The sequence below is a fragment of the Nocardia fusca NBRC 14340 genome (assembly GCF_001618425.1).
Lineage (GTDB): Bacteria > Actinomycetota > Actinomycetes > Mycobacteriales > Mycobacteriaceae > Nocardia > Nocardia fusca.
This window is the reverse complement of the sequence record NZ_BDCU01000017.1, coordinates 196506-220373: the sequence shown is the minus strand read 5'-3', so window position 1 is coordinate 220373 and position 23868 is coordinate 196506. Positions and strand designations below refer to the sequence as shown.

General features: G+C 69.0%; 22 protein-coding genes. 21 read left to right on the top strand and 1 reads right to left on the bottom strand.

Features of this window, described 5'->3' with window-relative positions; translation table 11 throughout:
* Positions 1–150 precede the first annotated feature (150 nt).
* The 4 genes from NF4_RS07435 (at position 151) to ruvB (ending at position 3033) form a co-directional block, all read left to right on the top strand.
* Entirely contained in the window at positions 151–675 is a 525-nt protein-coding gene (locus NF4_RS07435; RefSeq protein ID WP_063126537.1) for an O-acetyl-ADP-ribose deacetylase, read from the top strand.
* 94 nt (positions 676–769) lie between these two features.
* The gene (gene ruvC, locus NF4_RS07430) at positions 770–1339 is read left to right on the top strand and encodes a crossover junction endodeoxyribonuclease RuvC (protein WP_030521547.1); all 570 of its coding nucleotides are present in this window, start codon (positions 770–772) and stop codon (positions 1337–1339) included.
* A complete protein-coding gene (gene ruvA / locus NF4_RS07425) occupies positions 1336–1938 on the top strand; it encodes a Holliday junction branch migration protein RuvA (RefSeq protein WP_063126536.1) in 603 nt (200 codons plus the stop codon). The genes ruvC and ruvA overlap by 4 nt, the downstream gene beginning before the upstream one ends.
* 6 nt (positions 1939–1944) lie before the next feature.
* Positions 1945–3033 carry a Holliday junction branch migration DNA helicase RuvB gene (gene ruvB / locus NF4_RS07420; protein WP_063126535.1) on the top strand — a complete coding sequence of 363 codons (1089 nt, stop codon included), beginning with the start codon at positions 1945–1947 and terminating at the stop codon, positions 3031–3033.
* A gap of 22 nt (positions 3034–3055) precedes the next feature.
* Here the strand turns inward: ruvB and NF4_RS07415 are convergent, their stop codons facing one another.
* Positions 3056–3301: a DivIVA domain-containing protein gene (locus NF4_RS07415; protein ID WP_063126534.1), complete on the bottom strand. Its 246-nt coding sequence runs from the start codon at positions 3299–3301 to the stop codon at positions 3056–3058.
* 192 nt (positions 3302–3493) lie between these two features.
* On the opposite strand from NF4_RS07415, the gene yajC reads away from it, so the two are divergent.
* The 17 genes from yajC to NF4_RS07330 all read left to right on the top strand — a co-directional run bounded on the left by yajC (position 3494) and on the right by NF4_RS07330 (position 23861).
* Positions 3494–3871: a preprotein translocase subunit YajC gene (gene yajC, locus NF4_RS07410; RefSeq protein WP_063126533.1), complete on the top strand. Its 378-nt coding sequence runs from the start codon at positions 3494–3496 to the stop codon at positions 3869–3871.
* 104 nt (positions 3872–3975) lie between these two features.
* Positions 3976–5850 (top strand): protein translocase subunit SecD, encoded by a 1875-nt coding sequence (gene secD, locus NF4_RS07405; protein ID WP_063126532.1) that lies wholly within the window; start codon positions 3976–3978, stop codon positions 5848–5850.
* A 2-nt stretch (positions 5851–5852) separates the two neighbouring features.
* A complete protein-coding gene (gene secF, locus NF4_RS07400; protein WP_084532926.1) occupies positions 5853–7061 on the top strand; it encodes a protein translocase subunit SecF in 1209 nt (402 codons plus the stop codon).
* Positions 7062–7079: 18 nt separating this feature from the next.
* Positions 7080–8765 carry an ABC transporter substrate-binding protein gene (locus tag NF4_RS07395; RefSeq protein WP_063126531.1) on the top strand — a complete coding sequence of 562 codons (1686 nt, stop codon included), beginning with the start codon at positions 7080–7082 and terminating at the stop codon, positions 8763–8765.
* Between the two features lie 29 nt (positions 8766–8794).
* Complete coding sequence (locus NF4_RS07390) at positions 8795–9367, top strand: adenine phosphoribosyltransferase (protein WP_063126530.1); 573 nt, start codon at positions 8795–8797, stop codon at positions 9365–9367.
* Positions 9368–9552: 185 nt separating this feature from the next.
* A complete protein-coding gene (locus tag NF4_RS07385; RefSeq protein WP_063126529.1) occupies positions 9553–11130 on the top strand; it encodes an ABC-F family ATP-binding cassette domain-containing protein in 1578 nt (525 codons plus the stop codon).
* 176 nt (positions 11131–11306) lie between these two features.
* On the top strand, positions 11307–13703 hold the full coding sequence (locus NF4_RS07380) for a RelA/SpoT family protein (RefSeq protein ID WP_063126528.1): 2397 nt from the start codon (positions 11307–11309) through the stop codon (positions 13701–13703).
* 439 nt (positions 13704–14142) lie between these two features.
* A complete protein-coding gene (locus tag NF4_RS07375) occupies positions 14143–15789 on the top strand; it encodes a cutinase family protein (RefSeq protein WP_063126527.1) in 1647 nt (548 codons plus the stop codon).
* Between the two features lie 57 nt (positions 15790–15846).
* Positions 15847–16779, top strand: coding sequence for a DUF8176 domain-containing protein (locus NF4_RS07370; RefSeq protein WP_063126526.1), 933 nt, complete (start codon positions 15847–15849; stop codon positions 16777–16779).
* Between the two features lie 14 nt (positions 16780–16793).
* Positions 16794–17663, top strand: a complete 870-nt coding sequence (locus NF4_RS07365; protein ID WP_063126525.1) for a MinD/ParA family ATP-binding protein — start codon at positions 16794–16796, stop codon at positions 17661–17663.
* A 364-nt stretch (positions 17664–18027) separates the two neighbouring features.
* The gene (locus tag NF4_RS07360; protein ID WP_439956742.1) at positions 18028–18648 is read left to right on the top strand and encodes a hypothetical protein; all 621 of its coding nucleotides are present in this window, start codon (positions 18028–18030) and stop codon (positions 18646–18648) included.
* A 96-nt stretch (positions 18649–18744) separates the two neighbouring features.
* The gene (locus tag NF4_RS07355) at positions 18745–19044 is read left to right on the top strand and encodes a hypothetical protein (protein WP_039825607.1); all 300 of its coding nucleotides are present in this window, start codon (positions 18745–18747) and stop codon (positions 19042–19044) included.
* 7 nt (positions 19045–19051) lie between these two features.
* On the top strand, positions 19052–19321 hold the full coding sequence (locus tag NF4_RS07350) for a hypothetical protein (RefSeq protein ID WP_030521531.1): 270 nt from the start codon (positions 19052–19054) through the stop codon (positions 19319–19321).
* A gap of 31 nt (positions 19322–19352) precedes the next feature.
* Positions 19353–20003, top strand: coding sequence for a DUF8175 domain-containg protein (locus NF4_RS07345; RefSeq protein WP_232330349.1), 651 nt, complete (start codon positions 19353–19355; stop codon positions 20001–20003).
* The gene (locus NF4_RS07340; protein WP_063126523.1) at positions 20000–20806 is read left to right on the top strand and encodes a DUF8175 domain-containg protein; all 807 of its coding nucleotides are present in this window, start codon (positions 20000–20002) and stop codon (positions 20804–20806) included. The genes NF4_RS07345 and NF4_RS07340 overlap by 4 nt, the downstream gene beginning before the upstream one ends.
* A gap of 5 nt (positions 20807–20811) precedes the next feature.
* Positions 20812–22374 carry a conjugal transfer protein TraG N-terminal domain-containing protein gene (locus NF4_RS07335; RefSeq protein ID WP_232330348.1) on the top strand — a complete coding sequence of 521 codons (1563 nt, stop codon included), beginning with the start codon at positions 20812–20814 and terminating at the stop codon, positions 22372–22374.
* A complete protein-coding gene (locus tag NF4_RS07330) occupies positions 22371–23861 on the top strand; it encodes an SCO6880 family protein (protein WP_063040030.1) in 1491 nt (496 codons plus the stop codon). The genes NF4_RS07335 and NF4_RS07330 overlap by 4 nt, the downstream gene beginning before the upstream one ends.
* The last annotated feature ends 7 nt before the right edge of the window (positions 23862–23868 follow it).

The following is a 23868-nucleotide window of genomic DNA, read 5'->3' as shown; positions in this document are numbered from 1 at the left end:
CAAAGCGTAACCAGTTGGTTACGCTTTGTCCAGGGGACGCTCCGGGGTAGGTCACGGACGACGGCGGCAGTGCCGGGCGCGTAGGTATCGATCGAGGGAGCGCGGGCGTGCCACCTGGGGAGGGCCGGCGGGCGGCGGCACAATGGCGGCATGGTCGCTGTGACTCTCGTGCACGGGGATATCACCGAGCAGCAGGTCGACGCGGTGGTCAATGCCGCCAACTCGGAGCTGCTCGGCGGCGGGGGTGTGGACGGTGCGATACACCGGCGCGGGGGTCCCGAGATCCTGGCCGAATGCCGACGGCTACGGGAGACCGACTACCCCCGCGGACTGCCCACCGGGCAGGCGGTGGCGACCACGGCCGGTGACCTGCCGGCCCGGTGGGTCATCCATACGGTCGGCCCGGTGTGGTCGGCCCGCGGCGACCGCGCGGCGCAGCTCGCCCCGCTGCTGGCTTCCTGCTACCGCGAGTCACTGCGGGTCGCGGACGAACTGGGCGCGCGGACAATCGCGTTCCCGGCGATCTCCACCGGTGTGTACCGCTGGCCGATGGACGACGGGGCCCGGATCGCGATCGACACCGTCCTCGCCACCGCGACCCGGGTCGAGGAAGTCCGGTTCGTGCTGTACGACGCCGCCGCGTACGACATCTTCGCAGCGCAACTGGGTCGCTGACCCCCCGCCGACCCGGGCCCGTGTCCCTGGCGCCGAGATACCCGGTCCTGCACTAGACTTCGAACAACTGTTCGTTCTGGGAAGGGATTCGTCGGTGCGGGTGATGGGCGTCGACCCCGGGCTCACCCGGTGTGGGGTGAGCATGGTCGAAGGGGGCGCGGGGCGCACCGTACGGGCGATCGCGGTGGATGTGGTCCGCACACCGGCCGAGATGGACCTGGCCCGGCGACTGCTGCGGATCTCCGATGCCGCCGAGGAGTGGATGGAAACCCACCGTCCCGAGGTGGTGGCGATCGAGCGGGTGTTCGCGCAGCACAATGTGCGCACCGCCATGGGCACCGCGCAGGCGGGCGGGGTCATCGCACTGGCGGCCGCGCGCCGCGATATCCCGGTCATGTTCCATACTCCCAGTGAGGTGAAGGCGGCCGTCACCGGTAACGGCGGTGCGGACAAGAAACAGGTGACCGCCATGGTCACCCGGATCCTGGGGCTCGCGACCCCGCCCAAACCGGCCGATGCCGCCGACGCGCTGGCGCTCGCCATCTGTCACTGCTGGCGGGCGCCGCTGCTGGAGCGGATGGCGCGGGCCGAAGCCCTGGCCGAACGGGCCCGGCAGCAGTACACACAACGACTGGAACAGCAGCGGAAGGCGGTACGCGGGTGATCGCGTCCATACGCGGGGAAGTCCTCGAACTCGCCCTCGATCATGTGGTGCTGGAGGCTTCGGGCGTCGGATACCAGCTCAACGCCACCCCCGCGACCCTGGCCGGTCTCACCCGCGGTACCGAGGCCACGCTGTTCACCGCACTGATCGTGCGCGAGGACTCGATGACCCTCTACGGGTTCGCCGACACCGAGTCGCGCGATCTGTTCGGTCTGTTGCAGACCGTGTCCGGGGTGGGCCCGCGGCTGGCCATGGCGGTGCTGGCGGTGCTGGAGCCCGAGGCGCTGCGCAAGGCGCTGGCCGCGGGCGATATCGCGGCCCTCACCCGAGTGCCCGGCATCGGCAAACGCGGCGCCGAGCGGATGGTCGTGGAACTGCGGGACAAGGTGAACCTGGTACCCGTACCGGCGGACCGCGCGGCCGCTGTCGCGCCGGTAGCCACGCCGGTCCGCGATCAGGTAGTGGAGGCGCTGACCGGCCTCGGCTTCCCGCTCAAACAGGCCGAGCCGGCCGTGGACGCGGTACTGGCCGAGAATCCCGACGCCGGTACTTCGGCGGCATTGCGTGCCGCGCTCGCGACACTGGGCAGAAACCGTTAGGCCGTAATGGAATACGACGACGACCAGACCTCGCCGGAATCGCCGGTCAGTGCCGGCTACCTCGCCTCCGACGGTGATACCGATTCCGGACTGCGTCCCACCTCACTCGACGGGTTCATCGGTCAGCCGCGGGTGCGCGAACAACTCGCCTTGGTGCTGCGCGGCGCCCGGGCGCGCGGCGGTACACCCGACCACATCCTGCTGTCGGGTCCGCCGGGGCTGGGTAAGACGAGCCTGGCGATGATCATCGCGACCGAACTCGGCACCGCGTTACGCATCACCTCCGGTCCGGCCCTGGAACGCGCGGGTGATCTGGCCGCCATGCTCAGCAACCTGGTCGCCGGGGACGTGCTGTTCATCGACGAGATCCACCGTATGGCCCGGCCCGCCGAGGAGATGCTCTATCTGGCGATGGAGGATTTCCGGGTCGACGTGGTGGTCGGCAAGGGGCCGGGCGCGACCTCGATTCCGCTCGATATCGCGCCGTTCACCCTGGTGGGCGCCACCACCCGCTCGGGTGCGCTCACCGGCCCGCTCCGCGACCGGTTCGGTTTCACCGGCCATATGGATTTCTACGAGCCCGACGAGCTGCTGCTCATCCTGCAACGCTCCGCGCAGATCCTCGGCGTGGGCATCGACACCGATGCCGCCGCCGAGATCGCGGGCCGCTCCCGGGGGACGCCCCGGATCGCCAACCGGCTGTTGCGGCGGGTGCGCGACTACGCCGAGGTCCGGGCCGACGGTCTGATCACCCTGGCGGTCGCCCGGGCGGCGCTCGAGGTCTACGACGTCGATCCGATGGGCCTGGACCGGCTCGACCGCGCCGTGCTGGGCGCCCTGGTCCGGGGTTTCGGCGGGGGACCGGTGGGTGTATCGACGCTGGCCGTGGCGGTCGGTGAGGAACCGGCCACGGTCGAGGAGGTGTGCGAACCGTTCCTGGTGCGGGCCGGGATGGTCGCGCGTACCCCGCGCGGCCGGGTGGCGACCGCCACCGCCTGGACACATCTGGGGCTCACGCCGCCGCCCGACCTGGCTTTCGGTGGATTGGAGGTCCGGAGCCGGGAACCCCACCCGACGCTCGATCTGTTCGAGTGAGGGGCGGCGGCCCGCCGTCCGGTCAGAGACCGAACTCGCGCCGTACCCGCGCCACGAAGGCGTCCACCTGGTCCGGGTGGTAGCCGCGCCCGAACACGCCCGAGGGCGCCCGGAAACCGCGATTCAGGATCTCGCCGGTCAGCGTGACGCGGTTCTGCAGGGCGGCGGCGACGAGGTCGAGCAGTTCGTCGACATCCTGCTCCCGATAGCCCCGCCGCCCGAACGGCGCTCGCGCGAAAGTGATCTCGTGAACTTCCTCGGGAGTCATCCATCGATTATCGCGGGGCCGGCCGTTGCTCGCCGGGTGTTCACCGGGGGGTGAGATGTGCCACCGGCCCACCCCCGGCGCCACCCGGACACCGGGTGTTCGGGCGTGCGGGTGTGGCGCGGATCCGAAGAACTGGCAGACTGTGTGCGTACCTGTCCCCCTCCCCACCCAGATCAGGAACTGACTTCGACCATGGATCTGCTGTTTCCGCTCATACTGGTCGCGCTGCTGGTGCCGATGTTCCTAGGCATGCGCCGCCAGAAGAAAGAGGCCGACAAAGTCGCCCAGATGCAGGACAGCCTGAAGGTCGGTGACCGGGTCACCACCACCTCGGGCCTGTACGGCACCGTGGTCGAGGCCGACGACACCAGTGTCGATCTCGAGATCGCCGAGGATGTCGTGACCACCTGGCTGCGTGCGGCCATCCGCGACGTGCGCGTGGACGATACCGACGACGAAACCGCCGGTGACAGCGACAGCACCGAGGGCGCCGAGTCGACCGAGTCCGCCGCCGTCCCCGCCGCCGAGGAGACCCCGGCGCAGACCGAAACCCGGCTGACCAAGGACTGATCACCACGGCCCGGCCACCGGAACCGGATATCCCGGGCAACCGGTGGTATACGCATGTGCCGTGGCCGTTCCACCCAGAACTTCCGCCTAGGAGATGACGACCTGTGCCACCGTCCCAGGGATCGGCGCACCAATTCCGCTGGCTCGCCTTGTTCGGCGTGCTGGTGGCCGCGATCTACGCGCTGGTGTTCTTCACCGGTGACAAATCACCGACACCCAAACTCGGCATCGACCTGCAGGGTGGTACCCGGGTCACCCTGACCGCGCGAACGCCCGACGGGAACCGGCCCAGCAAGGACAGTCTCGCCAAGGCGCAGGAGATCATCGAGAACCGGGTCAACGGTCTCGGCGTCTCCGGCTCCGAGGTCGTGATCGACGGGGACAACCTGGTCATCACCGTCCCGGGCGAGGACAGCCAGCAGGCCCGGACCCTGGCCAGCACCGCCAAGCTGTACATCCGGCCGGTACTGAACGCTTCGCCGGCGCCGAGCGCGCAGCAGCCGGCCCCGGGCGGCACCACCCCGGCCCCGGGCCAGACCACCCCGGCGCCCGAGCCCGCTCCCGCACCGGCCGGTGCGGAGGGCGCGGTACCCGATACCGGTGCGGAGGGCACAGCTCCCGATACGGGCACCACGCCCGATACCGGCACTCAGGACGGTACGGCTCCCGATGCCGGCGCCACCGCACCGGCCGAGGAGACCCCCGCCGCCGCGCCCCTGCCGGAGAGCGAGATCGACGTCCATCCGGCTCAGGCGCCCGGTGCACCGTCCACCGAACCTTCGGCGCCCGCCGAGACCACTCCGGCGCCCGCCCCGCAGGATCCGAATGCCCCGCCGGCCACTCCTGCCGAAGGATCGCTGAGCCCGCAGGAACAGGCGCGGCAGGAGATCGAGATGGCCAAGGCCGTCCGGCAGAGCACCGATCCCACCACCCAGCAGCTCGCCATGGCGTCCCTGGACTGCACTGCCGCCGATCCACTCGCCGGCAACGACGATCCGAACCTGCCACTGGTCACCTGCTCCACCGACGGTAAAGAGGTGTTCCTGCTCGACAAGAGCCGGATCGACGGACAGGAGATCGCCGACGCGACCTCCGGTCTGAACACCGAGCAGGCGCGGCACGAGGTCAACCTCGAATTCAAGGGCAGCGGTAGCGATGCCTGGGCCTCGCTCACCGGTGAGTACGTGCAGCAGCGGGTCGCCTTCGTCCTCGATTCGGAGGTGGTCAGCGCACCGGTGGTACAGCAGGGTCCCCAGCTGGGCGGGCGCACCTCGATCTCCGGTGATTTCAACGCGGCCAGCGCCAAAGAACTGGCGAACACGCTGAAGTACGGGTCGCTGCCGCTGTCGTTCCAGACCTCCGAGGCCGAGACGGTTTCGGCGACTCTCGGGCTGTCCTCGCTGAAGGCGGGCCTGCTCGCCGGGGCGGTCGGCCTGATCGCGGTGCTGATCTACTGCCTGGTCTACTACCGCATGCTCGGATTCCTCACGGCGTTGTCGCTGATCGGATCGGGTTTCGCGGTGTACGGGATCATGGTTCTGCTCGGCCGCTGGATCGGGTTCACCCTGGATCTGGCCGGTATCGCCGGTCTGATCATCGGTATCGGTATGACCGCCGACTCGTTCGTCGTGTTCTTCGAACGCATCAAGGACGAGATGCGGGAGGGACGAAGTTTCCGGTCGGCGGTACCGCGCGGCTGGCAGCGTGCGCGCAAGACCATCCTGTCCGGTAACGCAGTCAGCTTCATCGCGGCCGCCGTGCTGTACGCGCTGGCCGTCGGCCAGGTGCGCGGCTTCGCGTTCACGCTCGGTTTGACCACCATCCTCGACGTGGTGGTCGTGGTCCTGGTGACGGCGCCGCTCGTCCACCTGGCCTCCCGGTCCACTTTCTGGGCCAAACCGTCGGTGAACGGGCTCGGTGCGATGCAGGAGCTCGCCCGGGAACGCAAGGCGGCCGAGGCCGCGGTCGGGAAGGCGTGACGATGAACAGCCCCGTGACGATGGACAAACCCGCCGCGCCGCGCCCCTCCGGCGCCCGGCACAGCTGGTTGAACCGCCTCTACACCGGCACCGGTGTACTCGATGTGGTCGGCAACCGCCGCCGCTGGTACCTGATCACCGCCGGGGTCGTGCTGGTCTGCCTGGTCAGCATGGCGGTGCGCGGTTTCACCTTCGGTATCGATTTCGTCGGCGGCTCCCGTATCCAGCTGCCGGCCGGTGATGTCACCACCGAGCAGGTGGAGACGGTCTACAGCGACACCATCGGTTCGGAACCCGAATCGGTGCAGACCGTGGGTACCGGCGAGGGCAAGACCATCCTGATCCGCTCGGAGACACTGGACGCCGAACAGCTCGGTGCCCTGCAGACCGCGCTGTTCGACGAGTTCCAGCCGCGCGACGACAGCGGGAACCCGAGCCGCAATGCCATCAGCGCCTCCGATGTCAGCGAGACCTGGGGCGGGCAGATCACCAGGCAGGCGCTGATCGCGCTGGCAGTGTTCCTGGTACTGGTCAGCATCTACATCGGTATCCGCTACGAACGAGATATGGCCCTGGCGGCGCTGGCCGCCCTGGTCTTCGACCTGCTGGTCACGGCCGGGGTGTATTCGCTGGTCGGCTTCGAGGTGACCCCCGCGATGGTGATCGGCATGCTCACCATCCTCGGTTTCTCGCTCTACGACTCGGTCGTCGTCTTCGACAAGGTCGAGGAGAACACCCGCGGGGTGCTGCACACGAGCCGGCGCACCTATGGGGAACAGGCGAACCTGGCCATCAACCAGACCCTGATGCGTTCCATCAACACCACCCTCATCGGCGCGCTGCCCATCATCGGCCTGATGGTGATCGCGGTGTGGATGCTGGGGGTCGGCACACTGCAGGACCTGGCGCTGGTGCAGCTCGTCGGTACCGTGGTCGGCGCCTACTCGTCGATCTTCTTCGCGACTCCGCTGCTGGTATCCATCAAGGAACGCTGGGGCCCGGTGGCGGCGCATACGAAGAAGGTGCACGCGCGCCGCGCCGCGCCGGCGAGCGGACGGCCCGTCCCCGGTGCCGAACGGACCGCGGCAGCCCCCGGCCGGCGCCCCGTGGGCGCACCCGAGGATCCGAATCAGCGCAACCCACGCAGGCCCGGGCCCGGCGGGCCTCCGCCCGGCGCCCGCCCCACCGGAAAACGACAGAGGCGGCACTGACAGACGAGGGGTAGTTCGATGCGACACTCATCTCTGCTCCGGACGATCGCGCTGCTCGCGGCCACGGCCGCGGCGGCCGGACTGGCGGCCGGATGTTCCGGCAAGGACAAGGTGCCGTCGATCGGCTACGCCGTCGACACCACCGTCACCAGCTACAACGGCGGGACCACCGCCGGGGCGGCCGCGGCCCAGGCGGTGTTCGGCCGGGTGCTCACCGGCTTCTTCTACACCGGCCCCGACGGGCAGCCGATCGCCGATACCGATACCGGGTCCGCCAAGGAGGTGCCCGGGGAGGCGCAGACCATCCAGTACCGGCTGAACCCCGCGGGTGTCTACTCCGACGGTGTCCCCACCTCGTGCGACGACCTGGTGTTCACCTGGGCCGCGCGGAGCGGCCGGTTTCCCGGGTTCGATTCGGCGAGCACGGCCGGCTACGAGGATATCGAGCGGGTGGAGTGCCAGCCCGGATCCAAGGACGGCACCGTGGTGTTCCGGCCGGGCCGTCGCTACGCGCCCTGGCGCACCCTGTTCGGCGCCGGCGAACTGATGCCCGCGCATGTGGCGACCCAGGCGGCGAATGTGCCCGATATCGTCGCCGCCGTCCAGAACGACGACCGGCCCGCCCTGGACCGGCTGGCCCAGTTCTGGAACACCGGGTGGAATCTGGCGCCCGGTGATCTCGATATCACCGCGTTCCCGTCCTCCGGGCCGTACCGGATCGAATCGTTCGATCTCGACAACGGACTGGTCCTGGTGGCCAACGAACGCTGGTGGGGTGACGCACCCGCCACGGGCCGGATCGTGGTGTACCCGAAACCCGCCGACCTCGCCGCCCATATCGAGGACGGTTCGGTCTCGGTGGTCGATATCGGTACGGGCTCGCTGCCGGACCTGAACCTGGACGCGTTCGCGGTCGAACAGCAGCCCAGCCGCGGGGTCGAGCAGTTGGTGCTCGGCACCGGCGGAGTCTTCGAAACCGATGCCGCGCGACGCGCGTTCGCGCTGTGTGTGCCCCGCCAGGCGTTGTTCGACCAGCTCGGCCGGATGGCGGAGGCACCGGAGACCGGGCTGGGCTCGGGTCTCGCGGATTCGCGGACGGTGCAGCCGGATTCGCCGTTCTACCCGGCGGTGACCGGCGCCGCCGATCCATTCGCCGACGGTGATGTGGCCGGGGCGAAGTCCGCGCTCGCCGAGTCCGGGAAGAAGCAGCTCACCGTCCGTATCGGCTATCTGGCCCCGGATGCCCGCCGCGCGCGCACCGTATCGATGATCGCCGACTCCTGCCGGCAGGCCGGGATCACCGTGGAGGACGCCGGCACCCCGGACTTCGGCGCCGCGCAGCTGGCCGGCGGCGCGGTGGACGCGGTTCTCGGCGGACCCGGCGGACTGCCCGGTCCGGCGGGTTCGCTCGACGGTATCGCCGCGGTGAGCGGACTGCGCAGCGGCAGTGGACTCAATGTCGGTCAGTTCCGAAACGGCCGTTACGATGCGATCACGGATCAGCTTGCGGCCGACGAGAACTCGACGGATCAGCTGAATCTGCTCGCCGAGGCGGAGAACCTTTTGTGGGCGCAGCTGCCGAGCGTTCCGTTGTTCGCGACCCCGCGCACCATCGCCTTCGGCGGTGGGCTGCAGAACGCCGTCGCGGGGCCCACCCGGGCCGGATCCGGCTGGAATATGGACCAGTGGGTCCTGCAGCGCTGAGCTGCGCGGTAGCCGATCATGGAGGTGTGATGAGCAAGCATGCGGCGGTCGAACCCGCGGACGCGGTGGCCGAACGATCCGGTGAGGCCGCCGCATTGGTGCGCAGATACACCCGCTGGGCCGACGACTTCCCGGAGCCGGGGGTCCGATTCGCCGATCTCACTCCGGTTTTCGCCGATCCCCAGGGCTTCCGCACGGTGGTCGACTGTCTGGCCGCGCTGGTGCCCGATGCGGATCTGGTGGCCGGGGTCGATGCCCGGGGCTTCCTCCTCGGCGCCGGAGTCGCCACCACACTGGGAACCGGTGTGCTGGCCGTCCGTAAGCGCGGCAAACTCCCACCGCCGGTGATCACGCGAGAGTACGAACTCGAATACGGTACGGCGGCGCTGGAGATTCCGGCCACCGGCGTGGCGCTGGCGGGCCGCCGTGTCCTGCTGCTCGACGACGTCCTGGCGACCGGCGGCACGCTGGCCGCGGCCGCCGATCTGTTCGCCGCTGCCGGCGCCGAGGTGGTGGCAGCCGCGGTCGTGCTGGAGATCGAGGCGCTGCGCGGCCGGGACCGGCAGGGCGAGTACCCGGTCACATCGATCGTCACCGTGTAGGCCACGCGGCTCGGGGGCCGAAATGTGACCCGATGCGTAATGTGCTGGCGTCCGGGGTGGCCGGCGCGTATCGTCGCGGGAGTCTTGTTCCCGAGGATCGGAGCTGCCATTGCTCTCGTGAGGTAGTCGCTCGTGCGGCCCGCGTTCTGCGCGTCGTCTTCGTATCGATACCTCCAGGGGCAGCCATGGCCGATATTTCTCTTTCCGATCTTTCGTTCACCTGGCCGGATGGGACTCCGGTGTTCGACGGGCTCGACGCCGTGCTCACCGCGGGCCATATCGGTCTCGTCGGAGCCAACGGCGCCGGGAAGTCCACTCTGCTGCGGCTGGTCGCGCGTGATCTGCTGCCCGCCCGCGGGTCGATCACGGTGACCGGGCAGCTGGGATATCTGCGCCAGGATCTCGGGCTCGCCGTCGGCCGGCGCGTCGACGAGGTACTCGGTATCGCCGGGATCCGAAAAGCATTGCATCGCATCGAGTCCGGTAGCGGTGCCGACACCGATTTCGAGGTCGTCGGAACGCAGTGGGATATCGAAGAACGCGCGGTGGCGATGCTCGGCCGGCTCGGACTCGGTTACCTCGCCGACGGTGTACAGCAGCTGGACCGCCGCCTGGCGACGCTGTCCGGTGGTGAGACCGTACTGCTCGGCCTGGGCGCACAACTGCTGACCGAACCGGATGTGCTGTTGCTCGACGAACCCACCAACAACCTCGACCGGGCCGCCCGTGCCCGCCTCTACGAGGTGGTCGCACAGTTCACCGGGACGGTTGTGGTGGTCGGCCACGACCGCGAGCTGCTGGAGCGGATGGACACCATCGCCGAACTCCGCGGCGGCGCGCTGCGAGTGTTCGGCGGCAACTACAGCGACTACGAACGTGCCGTCGAACAGGAGCAGGAGACAGCGCGGGCGGCGATCCGGGAGGCCCGCAGCGATGTGCGCAAACAGTCGCGGGAACTGGTGCAGGCCCGGATCAAACTCGACCGGCGGCAGCGGTACGGGCAGAAGATGTTCGAGAACAAGCGCGAACCGAAGATCATCATGGGCCAGCGCAAACGGCAGGCGCAGGTCGCGGCGGGCAAACTGCGCAACAACCATCTGGAGAAAGTGGAGGACGCCGAGGAACGGCTGGACCAGGCCGAGGAGATGCTGCGCGACGACCGCGAGATCCGCGTCGATCTGCCCGGTACGCGCCTGCATCCCGGGCAGGAGGTCTTCGAGCTGGACGGGGTGGAACTGGCCAACGGTCCGGTGGTGTCCCTCGCGGTGCGGGGGCCGGAGCGGCTGGCGATCACCGGCCGCAACGGCGTGGGGAAGACCACGCTGCTGCGGCGGATCACCGCGGAACCGCCTCGGGTGCCCTGGCGGCTGCTCCCGCAGCGTCTCGATATCTTCGACGAGCACCGGACCGTATACGACAACGTCGCCGACGCCGCCCCGCACGCCGCACCGGAACGGATCCGCGCCCAGCTCGCCCGCTTCCTGTTCCGTGGTGCCGCCGCCGATGTGCCCGCTGCCGCCCTGTCCGGCGGCGAGCGGCTGCGGGCCGCGCTGGCTGTCCTGCTGCTCGCCAATCCCGCGCCCGGCCTGCTGATACTGGACGAACCCACCAATAATCTCGACCTGGTGAGTCTCGGCCATCTGACGCAGGCGCTCGCCGCGTATCAGGGAGCGTTGCTGGTGGTGAGTCATGATCAGCGGTTCCTGGACGAGATCGGGGTCACCCGGCAGTTGGAACTGACCCCGGCAGGTCTGGTGGAATGACCCCGGACCGCGCCGCCGGGGGAGCGCCGGGGTGCGATCGGGCGTTCCCCCGGGTGGCCGGGGATATCGATCCATGTCGATGGTGTTGCGGCGGGGGTTTCCCACGGTGCTGTGGGGGTTAAAGTTGGTGGTCTGGAACGTTGCGGTGATCTGCCGCGGCACGGAGAGGTGGTGGCATGACTCAGCATCTGGGCGAGGCGAATGTCGAGCAGACGTCCGGTTCGCAGTCGAACGGTGCCGCCACCCCTGCCCCTGCCGCCGGTGCGCGCCCGGAGACCGCGCCCGAATCCGACGGTGTCCGGCCCTCCGGCGCGGTACCCAGTTCGGCGTCGCGCCGGGTACGGGCCCGGCTGGCCCGGCGGATGACCGGTCAGCGTGGCATTCCGGCCGTCAAACCGGTGCTCGAGCCGCTGGCGACGGTACACCGCGAGCTGTACCCGAAGGCCAACCTCACTCAGCTGCAGCGGGCATTCGATGTGGCCGACGAGCGGCACGCGACCCAGTTCCGCAAATCCGGTGATCCGTACATCACCCACCCGCTGGCCGTCGCGAACATTCTGGCCGAGCTGGGGATGGACACCACCACCCTGGTCGCGGCCCTGCTGCACGACACCGTCGAGGACACCGGGTACTCGCTCGAACAGCTGACCGCGGATTTCGGTTCCGAGGTGGCCCACCTCGTCGACGGTGTCACCAAGCTGGACAAGGTGAACCTGGGCGCCGCGGCGGAAGCCGAGACCATCCGCAAGATGATCATCGCGATGGCGCGCGACCCGCGTGTCCTGGTGATCAAGGTGGCCGACCGGTTGCACAATATGCGCACCATGCGGTTCCTGCCCCCGGAGAAGCAGGCCAAGAAGGCACGCGAAACCCTCGAGGTGATCGCGCCGCTGGCGCACCGGCTGGGTATGGCCACCGTGAAATGGGAACTGGAGGACCTCGCGTTCGCGATCCTGCATCCCAAGAAATACGACGAGATCGTCCGCTTGGTCGCCGACCGCGCGCCGTCACGTGACACCTATCTCGCGAAGGTGCGCGCGGAGATCGTCAACACCCTCGCGGCGTCCCGGATCCCCGCCACCGTCGAGGGCCGCCCCAAGCACTACTGGTCGATCTACCAGAAGATGATCGTGAAGGGGAAGGATTTCGACGATATCCACGACCTGGTGGGTATCCGGATCCTGTGCGACGAGGTGCGCGACTGCTACGCCGCCGTCGGTGTGGTGCATTCGCTGTGGCAGCCCATGGCCGGGCGGTTCAAGGACTACATCGCCCAGCCCCGCTACGGCGTCTACCAGTCGCTGCACACGACGGTGGTCGGCCCGGACGGTAAACCGCTCGAGGTGCAGATCCGCACCCACGATATGCACCGGACCGCCGAATTCGGCATCGCCGCGCACTGGCGCTACAAGGAGACCAAGGGCCGCCATTCCGGCGACGCCGCCGAGGTCGACGATATGGCCTGGATGCGGCAGCTGCTCGACTGGCAGCGGGAGGCCGCGGATCCGGCGGAGTTCCTGGAATCGCTGCGCTTCGACCTCAAGGCGCCCGAGATCTTCGTCTTCACCCCGAAGGGTGATGTGATCACGTTGCCGCAGAAGTCCACTCCGGTGGATTTCGCCTACGCGGTGCATACCGAGGTCGGGCACAAATGCATCGGTGCCCGGGTCAACGGGCGGCTGGTTGCGCTGGAACGCCAGCTGGAGAACGGGGAGGTCGTCGAGGTCTTCACCTCCAAGGCGCCCAATGCCGGGCCCAGCCGTGACTGGCAGACCTTCGTCGTCTCGCCGCGCGCGAAGGCCAAGATCCGGCAGTGGTTCGCCAAGGAGCGTCGCGAAGAGGCACTGGAAAGCGGCAAGGAACAGATCAACAAGGAGGTCCGCCGCGTCGGACTACCGCTGCAGCGGTTGATGAGCGTCGACGCCATGACCGCCGTCGCCCACGAACTGCACTACAGCGATATCTCCGCGCTCTACACCGCCGTCGGCGAACATCAGGTCTCCGCGCACCATGTGGTGCAGCGGCTGATGGCCCAGCTGGGCGGAATCGGCGATGTCGAGAACGAACTCGCCGAACGGTCCACGCCGTCCACCACACCGTCGCGGCAGCGGCTCACCGGCGATGCCGGCGTTCTGATCCCCGGCGCCGAGGGGACCGTCGCGAAGCTGGCCAAATGCTGCACCCCCGTACCGGGTGACGAGATCATGGGTTTCGTCACCCGCGGCGGGTCGGTGAGTGTGCACCGGGTCGACTGCACCAACGCCGATTCGCTGCGCGCCCAGTCCGAACGCATCATCGAGGTGGAGTGGGCGCCGTCGCCGCATTCGGTGTTCCTGGTGGCCATCCAGATCGAGGCGCTGGACCGCACCCGGCTGCTCTCCGATGTCACCAAGGTGCTCGCCGACGAGAAGGTCAACATCCTGTCCGCGTCGGTGGCCACCCACGGAGACCGCGTGGCGATCAGTAAATTCACCTTCGAGATGGGTGATCCGAAGCACCTCGGGCATTTGCTGAATGTTGTCCGCAATGTCGAAGGTGTCTACGACGTGTACCGGGTGACCTCCGCCGCCTGAGCGTCCCCCGCGTCCGCTGGGGTCGTCGTCTTTCCGGGTGCCTGCGCGTCCGCCGTGGCCGCGGGCTTGTGTCCAGGTGCGTCCGCGGCGGTGTTCGCGGCGGCCGAGCGGTGCGCAGACGTCGGCCGGTGGTTCCGTGTTCCCCGTGGTGACCGGGTGTGTCTCCTGCGGATTCTGTCCTTCGCCGAGTCCGGAAGAGGGGTGTCCCCTGGCGTGTTTCGGGGCCTTGCCAGCCCTTCTGCTGTTGCCGGAAGAATATAACGTTCGGGCTTCGGCGCGCCGTGTCACGTCCGGGTCGTGCTGGCGGGTCGCGTAAACTCTTCGGCGCTTCAGCGGTCATAGCCGGAATCTGTTACCGTTTACTGCGTTTCGTCGCGCTCGGTAACTGCGGTAGGACTGATTGCGGGTCGCTATGGCTGGATGCACAAGATTCTCGGGGATGCTGATCGCATTCACCGTCGCTGTGGCGACGGCGGCAGCGGGCACACTCGCCGCTCCCGCGTACGCTCAACCGCCGAATCCGGCGGGCCCGTCGACCGAACTCGCGGTGACCTCGTGTCCGGCACTGTACGCGTTGGGGATCCAGGGCACCGGTGAATCCTCGCCGGATGCCGCACCCACGACCGATACCGGCATGCTGTCCACCGTCTTCCGCCCGCTCATGGCCGCGGCGCCCGACCAGGGGCTGGTCGAGCGTGCGTACGTGCCGTACGAGTCCAGCTTCGGCGGAGTCGACGGCGGTAGCGCCACACCGTATTCGGATTCGGTGAAGGGCGGCCTGATCAGGCTGCGCAGTATGGCGAGCTCGGTGGCGCAGCGCTGCCCGGAGACCCGCTTCGCGATCGTCGGGTATTCGCAGGGCGCGCATGTGGCCTCGGTGTTCGCGCAGGAGGTCGGCCAGGGGCAGGGCGGCCTTCCCGCCGACAAGGTCGCCGCCGTCGCGTTGATCGGTGACCCGACCCGCAACGCCGGAGCCCCGCTGTTTCCCGGTGCGCCGGGTAAGGCCAACCCCGACCCCGCGCCCGGTACCGAGGGCACCGAGATCGGGCATATCGCGGCGCTGAACCAGACGCCGGCCACCGGCGGCGGTATCGCGCCCGACCGGGATACCGCGGAGAATTTCGGTGCGCTCACCGGGCGGGTGGCCAGTTTCTGTGCCGCGGGCGATCTCGCCTGCGATGCCCCAGAGGGCGCGCCGATCCTCAAGGCGGTGGCGGGTGTCGTAGGGCAGATGAAGCTCAGCGGTGGCGATCCGATCGCCTCGCTCACCTCGATCGCCCAGGCCCTGGCGTTCACCTCGATCAAAACGGCCACCAAGGTGGTCAACGAGGACATCCAGGGCACCTCGCTGGCGACGCTGAACATCTCGCCGAAGAAGTCGATCTCCGAACGGCTGGCCGATGCCGCCGATCCGCGGACCCCGCTGGATATTCCGGGCGCCATGCGAGCTCTGCTGAAAGTGGGCATGATCGGGCTGAACGCGGTGGTCACCGTCGTCCGTACGGTGCTGAACCCCACGGCGATCGCCGAGCTGGCCACCGCCGGTCTGGCGAATCCCCCGGCGGCGCTGCTGATGCTGGGAGTCAAACTGCTGGGCGCCGTTCCGCAGCTCGTTCCGCCCACCACCGGTATCCGGTTGGTGAGTCAGGCTTTCGACGCGGTCGTCGACAACATCACCGACAACCACGCCCTGCTCGACACCACGACATGGGTGCGCTACTGGGACACCATCCAGCGGCACCAGGCCTATGGCAATGCGGCCATTTCGGCCACCGGTGAGGCGCCTACCCGCTTCATCGCCGACTGGTTCGCCGCGGCCGCGCGGGATCTCGCCGCGGTACACGGCAGCGGCAACGAACCCGTCGCGGAGAAGGCGATACCGCAGGTCCCGAGCATGCCGGACAGCGGAGTTCCCGCTCCGAACGGATTCTCAGGGGCCGGTCCCGGCGCGTCGCCTGCGCCCGCTCCCTCCGGTACGGGACAATTCCCATTTGGGACAGGAGTGAACAATGGTGCCCCGGAGGGTCCGGTGACCACCACTCCAACACCCCGTACAACCGAAACCGACTCGTTCTCCGTGAACTGATCGCCGAGAGGGATCGATGATGCCAGATCACGCGCCCGGCGCCACGGGAATGGGGGAATGTTGAAGTCCTACAAAAAGCTCGATCGATGGTACGGTCCGCTGGAGCCGGAGGGGGCGCGCGACACGGATGTGCCGCCCCGCGCGCCGGAGTCCGGCGGCGAGACCGTCCCGGGGGCCGACGACGACGGCCCCGCCAGGTACCCCGACTACATCGCCGAGGCCGGAAGCGCGACAGCCCGGCCCGATCCGGCGCCCGCCGAACTGTCCGGTCGGCGCACCGAATTCACCGGTGGCTGGTCGGACTGGGTGGACGCGCCCGGCGACGAGCGGGACGCGGACCTGGTCCGGTTTCCCTGGGCCGACGACGAGGAACTCACCGAACCGGCGCGGATCGGCCGTACCCCCGCCCGGCTCCGCGATATCGGGGCCGAGAACGGCGCCCGCCGGCGCCGCACCGCCGGAGTACTCCTCGCCGCCGTGGTGCTGCTCGGTATCGCCGCCGCCGTGGTCCTGTACCTGCTGGCGCCGGGCACGCCCGGTGCCGCCGGCCCCGGAGCCGCGCCCGACGGGGGCGCGGGCCTGCGCTTCACCGCCGGGAGCGCCGGCGCCGATCCCGGCGCCGCGGCGTGTCCGGCCGAACAGACCGCGCAGGTGGTGCGCGGCGCGGGGCCGGGTGGCACGAATTCCGGGCCCGACGCCGTGCTGCGCTTCCAATACGCCTACTACGTGCAGCGTTCCGGCGCCGCGGCGCGCGCCGCGGTCGCACCCGACGCTCCGGTGTCCTCCGCCGAGGTGATCCAGGCGGGTATCGACAGCGTGGCGCCCGGCACCGCGCACTGCGTAGAGATCGTGACCGTGGCCGATGGCCGGTACACGGTGGAGGTCACCGAGTTCCGGCCCGGTGGCGAGCCCGCTACCTACAGCAGGCAAACGGTCACCACCGCGGTGATCGACGGCCGCACCCTCATCACGGGTATCTCGGCCGGATAGAGGAGAGTGCTGCGATGGGAGAGGATTGGAGCCGCTGGCTCGACACCGCACCGGACGCCGAGGCGATGGACGGGCGAGACGGAGACCGGAAGGCGCGGGTGGTGCGGTTGCCGGGTGGCGCCCGGACCCGTGCGGCCGGCGAGCCCCGGCCGATCCTGGTGGTGGGCGGCTGCGGTGGCGCCGGCACCACGACCACCGCGCTCGGGCTGGCGGGTGAACTCGGTCTCGCGGGGACCGCCACGGTCGCGGTGGACGCCACCCCGGCCGGGGGTGATCTGGCCCTGCGCGGCGCCGACGAACATCTGCACCCGATCAGCATGCAGCAGTGGTTGTACGGCCGCGGCGACGACGAGCCGGCCCCGCTGAAGGACTGTATGTCCCGGGCCACCTCCGGAATCGGCCTGCTGTGGCGTGACGCCGCGCCGCTGCGCCGCCGCGCGAGCTATCTCACCGTGGCCCGGGCGGTCGACCAGGCCGGATACACCGGCGTCTACGACGGCGGGAACCCGATCGCGAGCCGGCAGTTGCGGCCGTTGCTCGACGACGCGGATGTCGCGCTGGTCCTGACCATCCCGGCGCGGGTCGACGCGGCCAACCGCCTGCGGGTGACCCTCGAATGGCTCGACGACGAATACGGCGACTCCTCCGAACCCATGGGCGGCGGGATCGTCGGCGACACCACCATCGTGGTATCCCATCAGCAGCGCGGCGCCGATTCGCGGGTAGCCGACCATTTGCGGGAACATCTGGCCGGCTGGGTCCGCGATATCGTCGAGGTGCCCTACGACCCGCATCTGGCACGCGGCGAACTGGTGCGTCACGTCGCACTCGCCGACGAGACGCGGCAGACCTACGAGCGCCTACTCGCCGGGATGTCATCATGATGCGATCCCTTCGTCAAGGATCCGGCCGTCGCGGACCGTGTGTTGCGTCCCGCGGGCGGGATCATGGGGTCGCTGCGCCTTCGTTGACTCCGCGGGCCGTCCGGAACTTCTCGGGGGGAGGCATGGTGTTGCGATCCTTCCGTCAAGGATCCGGCCGTCGCGGACCGTGTGTCGCGTCCTGCGGGCGGGATCATGCGGTCTCTGCCCCTTCGGTGACTCCGCAGGCCATCCGGAACGCGGAGGGAGGCATCATGATGCGACCCCTCCGCCTTGGCTCCGGGCTCCGCGGACTACAGGTAGCGCCTTCGAGGGAGGCATTATGTCCCTTGCTATGAATCTTCCTCGTCGACCTGACCGTAACGCTGTGGCCGGAGTGGTACCACCGCCGGAATCACGTCGCGCCGCGGTCTGGGACCGTCCTGTTCCGGGCGCCGGTCGTGCGCCGCTGGTGTGGCTGCTGGGCGTCCACGGCGGCGCCGGCGCCAGTTCGCTGGCCCATGTCCTGGCGCCGGCCGCGGATTCGGGCCGGCGCTGGCCCGGTGTCTTCGAACGGGAATCGCCGTTCGTCGTGCTGGTGGCGCGGGAGACCATCGCCGGACTGACCCATGCGCACGATCTGCTGCGCCAGCACCACTCGGGGTTCGCCGGGCCCAGCCAGGTTCTCGGCCTCATCACGGTGGCGGCGCGTCCGGGCCGGATGGCGCCGGAGATCCGGCGCTACCGCGATGTGGTCGCCTCACTGGCCGGACAGGTCTGGCAGGTGCCCTGGTACGAGGAGTGGACGCTGGTCGAACCGGAGAAATTGCCGGTGTGGACGCCGGGAGTCGCGACCTCGCCGCAGCGCCGCCGCCGGATCGACCCACTCGACGAGGTTCCCCTGGACATCAGGGAACTCGGTTCGGAAATCGTCGCGGCCGCCCGGGCCGCGCTGGAGGAATCGGAGGCCGCCCCCACTCGGGGCCGATCGAGATTCGTAGAGGAGTGATGCCGTGATCGCCGCCGTCGAGCACGTATTCCGTGTCGTGCTCCCCGCGCTCGCGCGGACCGAATGTTGCACCTCAGCTATCGAGAAAGGCACCCGATGAGCACCGTACTTCTCGCCGTTCACCAGGCCTACGACACCGTTGTGGTGGCTCAGGTGGGCAATCCGACGCCCGAGGCTCCGCCCGGGTCGGAGAAGATCCTGCAGCTGGTGCGCTACCTCACCTGGTTCGTCCTGCTGTCCGGGATCTGCGGCATCATCTACGCGGGCGGCAAGTTCGCGTGGGAGAAATGGACCGGCGGTGGACTGGAGTCACCGAAGATGGTGGCCGGAGCGATGATCGGCGGCGTGGTCGCGACCAGTGCCGGCACGATCATGAACGCCGTCATCGGAACGTGAGGTTGTAATGGATCTGGTCGGGGCGGCCGGTGTTCTGGCGTACAAGCAGATGCCGGCCGAAGTGTTGGAACCGTTGATGCAGCTGCTGAACTGGCTGCTCTGGTTCGTTCTCATGGGCTGTCTGGCGTGGATGATCGTTTCGGCCGGAAAGCTGTGGCTGACGTTCAAAGGCGATCTGGCGATGAACGACGCCTCGCACGGGGTGCTCATGAGCCTGCTCGGCGCGATCGTGGCCAGCGGCGCCTCCGGCATCGCCCTGGCGTTCCTGCCCGGATGATCCGGGGCGAGGCGAGGAGAACGACCTGCGCATGAAATCGACCGTGATTCCGGCCCCGCGCCGGTCCGGCCGGCCGTATGTCCTCAGGGCTGCCCCTGTGCTGTCCGCGCTGCTGCTGGCCGGCGTCGTGGGCTGTGGCGGCGGGGACGCCGCGGCACCGCCCGATCTTTCGGCCCCCCCGACGAATGTGCGCTGGGTGCCGTTCCAGGGCGTATCGTTACCGCATAGCGATCAGGGTCCGACGGCTCAAACCGACGGTGCCGCAACGGGTTTCGAGCAGACACCCGCCGGTGCCGGGGTGGCCGCCATGGTGCACGCCGTGCGCCTGGCGATCGCCGACGACGGACAGTGGTCGAATATTGTTGCCCGGGAAGTGGTTCCGGGCCCGGCGAAGGACGAATGGGCGGTGAACCGGGTGCAGTTGTCCATCAGTGGCCCCGCGGATCCGGTCTACGCGCCACGGCTGCTGGGGTACCGGATCACCGAGTACAGCGACCAGCGCGCCGCGGTGGATGTGTACAGCGAGTACTCGGACAGTTCGAGAGCGGTGAACCACACGACGGTGGAGTGGTTCGCCCGGGATTGGAGGTTACGGCTGCCGGATCCGGAATCGACCACGCGACCGATCGACCCTGTGACCGAATTACCCAGTGACACTGTGAAAGTGGAGGCGCCCAAGTGAGCGGGAAGGAGACCTATCAGCGTGACCGTGTCTCCTTCGGAGTCATCGCCTCCGCGGCGGTACTGGCGCTGATCGTGGTGGTCGGCGTCGTCATGTGGACGGGCCGCGACGACGAACCCGTCTCGGCGCCGCCGCCCCCGGCCGCGGTGGGCGAGGGATTCGCCGATCCGGAGGTGGATGTGTTCAACCGGCGCATCGATATCCCCAACAACCCTGCGGGGCAGGTCCTTCCACAGGACCCGTCCCCGCAACGCAAGCCGACGGACCCCGATTGGCTGACCGCCGCGCCGGCGGGCACCACCGATCCCCGCGGCTGGCAGCGGGTGTACGGGGCCTCGGTGCCGTTCTCGAGTTCCGACGGTCCGAACCGGATCGAGGACGGACTGGCCGTGGGGTACTCGCACACCCCGCAGGGCGCCGCGCTGGCCGCGGCCCAGATCACCTACCGGCTGAACGCCCGGCCGGCGGACCGTGATCTCTATGTACGGCAGGTGCGGGTTTCGGCGCAGCAGATCGCGGCCTACGACAAGGCACTGGAAGCGGATCGGCTGCCCGAACAGCAGCCCGAATCGGTGACCCGGTACCTCGTCGCGTCCGACGCGTTCAAGATCGACGACTACGCGGACGATATGGCGATCGTGCGGTTGGCGCTGCGTGCTCCGGCGCTCGACGCGAAGCCGGTGTGGGTGACGTTGCGACTGATCATGGTGTGGGACGCGGGGGATTGGCGGCTCAAGCCGACCACCTCGCCGAACACACAGACCGAGTATGTCGAATCGCTCGAGGGGTGGACTCGATGGTGATTCCGATGTTGGGACGGAATGTGGAAGCTCAGGTAGTGCGCGCAGACCGCCCGTCCGAGCGCGGGGAACGAACTCCCGCGGTCTCGTACCGGGTGTCACTGGCCAGACGGCTCGTCACGATCCTCGCGGTGATCTTCACCGTGTCGATGGCGACGCCGGTGGTGGCCTACGGTCAGTCCTACGGGTTCGACGAGACCTGTAACGAGATACACGATGCCCTGGACGAGCTCGGCATTCCCGGGATCTCGCTCGGCGACGCCGCCGCGGCGGTGTGCAAGGCGGGCAATGCCGCCACCCATCCCGGTGAAGCGGCCACCGCGGTCAAGGACAAGGCGTGGGATTCGACCTTCGGCAAAGTGGTCGATTCGCTGATGAACGGTCTGGGCGAAGCCATCATCCTGGCGCTGACCTTCTGGATGAAGGTGCCCAACGAGGTGGCCAGCGATTCCGGTTCGCTCTTCACCAAGATCAACGACTACACGTATCAGGTGCAGATACTGCTGTTGATGGCCTCCATCATCATCACGGGTCTCAGATTGGCCGAGGCCAGACGCGGCGGTGCGATGCAGGAGGCGGCCGAATCGTTCCGGATGTTCACCCGGGTGGTGTTCAGTTCCTGGATGCTGGGCGCGGTGATCGTGGCCGGCACCGTGGCCTCGGACCGCTTCGCCGAATGGATCATCCAGGACTCCACCGACGGCAATGCCCGCAACATGGCCGAGCTGATGGTGAAAACCAGTAAGCTGCAAGCTTTCTCACCCGGCCTCGTCCTCATCATCGCGATAGTCGGACTGCTCGGTGCGCTGGCCCAGATCGTGCTCGCCATCGTCCGGCAGGGCCTGCTGGTGATCGCGGCCGGTGTGCTGCCGCTGGCGGCCGCCGCCTCCGGGATGAGCACCGGTAAGCAGTCGTATCAGAAACTGGTCGGCTGGATCATCGCCTTCATGCTGTGGAAACCGGTGGCGGCGATCGTGTACATGATCGCGTTCACCACTGCCGGGCACGTGGACGAGATGACCCCGGCGGGCGGACTGCCCGAGGCCGAGGAAGCCCAGCGCATGCTGGTGGCCATCGTGCTGCTGTGCAGTGTCGCGTTCGTGCTGCCCGCGCTCATGCGGCTGGTCACGCCGGCGGTCGCCATTGTCGGCAGCGGCGGTTCGGGTCTCACCGCGACCGGTGGAACCCTGATCGCGGCAGCCGGTCTGGGCGCCATGGGTACCAAGGCGGTCGGCGCGAAGGGCGCCGCGGCGCCCGGTCGCGCCGGCTATGTGGGCGGCGCGGCCGGTCCGCCGCCGCCCGGCGGTGGCCGCGGTGGTGGTGCGCCCCGCCCGATGCCCCCACCGCGCGGTGGTGGAGGCGGCGGCGCGCCGGCCGGCGGACAGGGACCTCGGTCGAGTGGGTCCCCGGGCGGTGTACCGTCCGGTGCGTCCCGAGTGGCCAACAGGATGGGCGCAACCCGTGCCGCGACCGCCGGGATGACCCGCGCGGACCAGGCCATGGGTGATGTCGCGGGCGACCGCTGGACCAACCGTTCCCCCGACCTCGGTAGGAGCACCATCCCACGATGACCAGCACCGAAATCTACGAACGCCGCTCGTACGGTCTGTGGCAGAAACCCCGCAGCGCCGGACTTTTCGGGCTGCGGTGGGAAGAGACCGTGCTCGGCTTCGTGGTGGTGATCACCGCGCTGCTCACCGCCATGATCGGCGGTTTCCAGTGGGGCGCCGTCGTCGGCGGGGTCGGTGTGGTGATCATGGCGCCCCTGGTCATGCGACGCGGTGGGCGTTCGGGCTACGAGACGGGATTGATGATGTTCCACTGGATGCGTTCGCGTAACCGCGGTGAGCACGTGTACCGCGGTGGCCGGTTCTCCCGGGTGCCGGGTGGTTTCACCCGGCTGCCGGGGTTGCTCGCGCCCTCCAAGCTCTACGAGGGAATCGACGCCGGCGGTTACAGCTTCGGCATGATCCACCTGCCGCAGTTCGCGCAGTACACGGTGGTGCTGCGGGCGTGGCCGCAGGGGCACGAGGCGGTGGACCAGCCGGTGATCGACCGCTGGGTTTCGGCCTGGGGCACCTTCCTCGCCTCGGTCGGTCAGACCAGCGATATCGTCGCCGTGGTACCGGTGATCGACACCGTCCCGGAAACCGGGAATCGGCTGCTCACCGAGGTTTCCACCATTACCCGGCCGGAGGCGCCGGACCTGGCACAGCAGGTGATGTATGAGCTGGCCACCGAATTGCCGCAGGAGCGGGTGCAACTGCTGCCCCGGGTCGCCATCACCTTCAAGGCGACCACGGCCGAACGGCGTAAGAATCCGGCGGAGGAAGCGGTCGAGATCGGCCGCCGGCTACCGGGTATCTGCGCCGCGCTCGCCGAAGCCGGGGTCCGTGCCCAGCCCATGTCGGCCGACGAGGTGATCTCGTTCATCAGGCGCAGCTACGACCCGGCCTCGCAGGCCGATCTCGAGGTGGCCGCGGGCGAGCCCGAGGGCCACGGCCTGGACTGGGCCGATGCCGGGCCGGTCTCGCACGACGAGAAATGGGACCACCTCATCCACGACGGCGGCCGGTCGGTGACCTGGGAAATGGACACCGCCCCGGAGGGTGCGGTGGACGAGCGGGTGCTGCAGCGGCTGCTGGCGCCGAATCCGGAGGTGCCGCGGAAGCGGATCGCCATCGTGTACCGCCCGCATTCGGCGGCCGACGCGGCCGAGATCGTCGACGACGATTTCAAGAACGCCCTGGTCGCTCAGCAGAGCGAACGCGGTGTGGTGTCGGCGTCGGCGACCCTGCGGGTCGGCGCGACCCAGCAGGCCCGGGAGGAGCAGGCGCGCGGTCACGGTGTCACGCGGTTCGGCGCCCTGGTCACCATCACCGAACCGAACCGCGGTGACCTGCCGCGGATCGAGGCGATCACGCGCGACCTGTCCACGCAGGCCCGGCTCAAAATCCGCCGCTGCTACCGCTACCAGGCGGCGGCCTTCGCGGCATCGCTCGGTTGCGGGGTGATCCTGCCCGAGCACGCGACCATTCCCAAAGCATTGGCGGGGTGAACGACTG

What these genes read in the sequence shown, in the direction of transcription:
- NF4_RS07350 (WP_030521531.1), top strand. Translation starts at nt 19,052, where the DNA reads ATGGATCTGGTCGGGGCGGCCGGTGTTCTGGCGTACAAGCAGATGCCG.
- yajC (WP_063126533.1), top strand. Translation starts at nt 3,494, where the DNA reads ATGGATCTGCTGTTTCCGCTCATACTGGTCGCGCTGCTGGTGCCGATG.
- NF4_RS07355 (WP_039825607.1), top strand. Translation starts at nt 18,745, where the DNA reads ATGAGCACCGTACTTCTCGCCGTTCACCAGGCCTACGACACCGTTGTG.
- NF4_RS07435 (WP_063126537.1), top strand. Translation starts at nt 151, where the DNA reads ATGGTCGCTGTGACTCTCGTGCACGGGGATATCACCGAGCAGCAGGTC.
- NF4_RS07415 (WP_063126534.1), bottom strand. Translation starts at nt 3,301, where the DNA reads ATGACTCCCGAGGAAGTTCACGAGATCACTTTCGCGCGAGCGCCGTTC.
- NF4_RS07335 (WP_232330348.1), top strand. Translation starts at nt 20,812, where the DNA reads ATGTTGGGACGGAATGTGGAAGCTCAGGTAGTGCGCGCAGACCGCCCG.
- NF4_RS07365 (WP_063126525.1), top strand. Translation starts at nt 16,794, where the DNA reads ATGGGAGAGGATTGGAGCCGCTGGCTCGACACCGCACCGGACGCCGAG.
- NF4_RS07395 (WP_063126531.1), top strand. Translation starts at nt 7,080, where the DNA reads ATGCGACACTCATCTCTGCTCCGGACGATCGCGCTGCTCGCGGCCACG.
- NF4_RS07390 (WP_063126530.1), top strand. Translation starts at nt 8,795, where the DNA reads ATGAGCAAGCATGCGGCGGTCGAACCCGCGGACGCGGTGGCCGAACGA.
- secF (WP_084532926.1), top strand. Translation starts at nt 5,853, where the DNA reads ATGAACAGCCCCGTGACGATGGACAAACCCGCCGCGCCGCGCCCCTCC.
- NF4_RS07370 (WP_063126526.1), top strand. Translation starts at nt 15,847, where the DNA reads ATGTTGAAGTCCTACAAAAAGCTCGATCGATGGTACGGTCCGCTGGAG.
- NF4_RS07380 (WP_063126528.1), top strand. Translation starts at nt 11,307, where the DNA reads ATGACTCAGCATCTGGGCGAGGCGAATGTCGAGCAGACGTCCGGTTCG.
- ruvB (WP_063126535.1), top strand. Translation starts at nt 1,945, where the DNA reads ATGGAATACGACGACGACCAGACCTCGCCGGAATCGCCGGTCAGTGCC.
- NF4_RS07375 (WP_063126527.1), top strand. Translation starts at nt 14,143, where the DNA reads ATGCTGATCGCATTCACCGTCGCTGTGGCGACGGCGGCAGCGGGCACA.
- NF4_RS07330 (WP_063040030.1), top strand. Translation starts at nt 22,371, where the DNA reads ATGACCAGCACCGAAATCTACGAACGCCGCTCGTACGGTCTGTGGCAG.
- NF4_RS07345 (WP_232330349.1), top strand. Translation starts at nt 19,353, where the DNA reads ATGAAATCGACCGTGATTCCGGCCCCGCGCCGGTCCGGCCGGCCGTAT.
- NF4_RS07385 (WP_063126529.1), top strand. Translation starts at nt 9,553, where the DNA reads ATGGCCGATATTTCTCTTTCCGATCTTTCGTTCACCTGGCCGGATGGG.